The organism is Shewanella sp. 38A_GOM-205m, assembly GCF_000518445.1.
GTDB lineage: Bacteria > Pseudomonadota > Gammaproteobacteria > Enterobacterales > Shewanellaceae > Shewanella > Shewanella algae.
The window spans coordinates 1-1,885 of record NZ_JADP01000058.1 but is presented as its reverse complement, the minus strand read 5'-3'; the positions used below and the strand labels follow the sequence as shown (position 1 = coordinate 1,885).

At 38.9% G+C, this 1,885-nt stretch carries 2 protein-coding genes; both read right to left on the bottom strand.

Annotation, left to right across the window (positions count from 1 at the left end):
• Window positions 1-204: 204 nt before the first annotated feature.
• Window positions 205-852 carry a hypothetical protein gene (locus tag N512_RS0119000; protein ID WP_028781318.1) on the bottom strand — a complete coding sequence of 216 codons (648 nt, stop codon included), beginning with the start codon at window positions 850-852 and terminating at the stop codon, window positions 205-207.
• Window positions 842-1,366 (bottom strand): hypothetical protein, encoded by a 525-nt coding sequence (locus tag N512_RS0118995; RefSeq protein ID WP_051472873.1) that lies wholly within the window; start codon window positions 1,364-1,366, stop codon window positions 842-844. The genes N512_RS0119000 and N512_RS0118995 overlap by 11 nt, the downstream gene beginning before the upstream one ends.
• Between the last annotated feature and the right edge of the window lie 519 nt (window positions 1,367-1,885).

Here is a 1,885-nt window from a genome sequence, read left to right as displayed (position 1 = left end):
CAAAGTCCGACTGTCAGAGTGTCCTTACCGGAGATTTTTGGGTCTCCGGTAAGGACACTTTTATCTATTTGACAATGGGAATCATATCAACGCCCTGTTAAGGTGTGAGCAACGCAATACCGAAGCCGCCGCATACCACCTAAAACACAAAACGCAACGCACAGCAAAAATGCCAAGCGTTGCGAATCACTCTTAAACAGATTGTTAGGTGTATTTTAGCGTGTCATAAGTTGAAATCACTTTATTAATGCCTTGAACATCAATATCTCTTCGCCAGTTCCAGCGCTGTTTACTATTTTTTGATGTTAAATACAAAAACCTCAAGAATTGAGATGGCAGTAGAGGGCGGTTGCAATAAAAAGCATTACCTTCTCCATTTAAAAACCACACGTAGCCATTCTTGATGTCAAAGTCTTCATTCGAACTAACTTTTTGTAGCTTTAATTCATTGGCTAATGCGGGCTCGAAACTTGGTTCATTTACAACACAATGGATATGCGCATGGACTATACAGCCCCCTGAATGGTCAATATAGGTTCCCGCACCACTCTCAAACATAATTAGCTCTTTACCAAACTTTTCAAAGTAGAAGTTTTTCAACTTAGAAATAACAGTAAATAACTCTTGATTTTCAACTAGATCGACTAAAGCAAAGTTGTTTTTATGAGCTTTTGTAACGATCATTACATGAGAGCTATGTAATGGACCATAACTAGGAATTACGCAGTAATTTTTCGTTTCTAGGAGTATGTTTTGTTTGTTTAAAACCAATGATCGATATGTTTCATCGGTAATAGCTTCAAGATTTGAAGCTAATTCATTGCAAATGTTACATGCACTATTATTTTCCATTTGACACCTTTGGTACCACTTTTTCAGCCCATGCAGCTAGTCTACTTAAAACAAGGTCAGAGAAATACCCAAGCAAGAAACTTAATGAAAAAGCTAGTTTTCCCGACTCTTTACTAGGCACTTGAATAGGCAGGAAATCAGCGACGATCAAAAGATACGTACAAAACGCTACAATAGCCGAAAGAAAAGGAGTTAGAATCCTCCAATAGAATTTATGTGGTTGCCAGGGGAAATTGTACTGGTCATTCTTACCCCTAGCTGTAACACGATAAAACCACTTTGTGTCGTAAACCCAGCCACCAATAAAGCCACCTAAGATCGAAAACAATACTACCTTATCAGCGTGTAACATCCCTTTAGTGGGGAAGTAAAACTGAAGCAATAACATTGCAATAGAAGCTAGCAAAAAGATAACTATTAAGTAAATAAACTCAAATATAATTTGTGCTTTATCCGACTTGAAGAAGGGCACACACTCCCTTCCCTCTAATCCATTCTTTGTCTCATCCACCATAGAAAATCTCTAAATTTATTAATACGTTACAAATAAACAATTATGCTTTAACTTGGTGGATAAATCCACTTACACCTAACGCTTACATTTGGGGTAGATTTGTGGAGTGGCGAAGCCGCGGAGCAAAGCTATCCCTAACATGTTCTGGTTAGGTGTTAAATTAACTTCGGTCGTTAATACTTTTCCGTAGTTACTTATTCCCGCCCCTAACACACTTTAATTTTTACTCAGTCCTGTCAATCTTGCGCATCGAACTAAGCGATAAATGTTAAACCCAAAATACACTCATTAATGCGAGCAGCCCCACAACCCAAGTGGATTATTGTACGGTGCTTTCGGTGTGTCACTTTTGCATTGATACTTAATGTGGACGTACCCTTTTCTCTTATTCGAAACACCATCACCACATGCCTTTAAAACACCTAACGCTTTGCTCACCGGAAAATTGGGAGCGCAGCGAGTAATTTTTCCGAGTGCAGCAACTTGTTATGAATTACCTGCTTCGCCAGCGAGTTGTGC

Excerpts from the sequence above, each read along its gene's own strand:
- N512_RS0119000 (WP_028781318.1), bottom strand. The coding sequence starts at position 852 with ATGGAAAATAATAGTGCATGTAACATTTGCAATGAATTAGCTTCAAAT.
- N512_RS0118995 (WP_051472873.1), bottom strand. The coding sequence starts at position 1,366 with ATGGTGGATGAGACAAAGAATGGATTAGAGGGAAGGGAGTGTGTGCCC.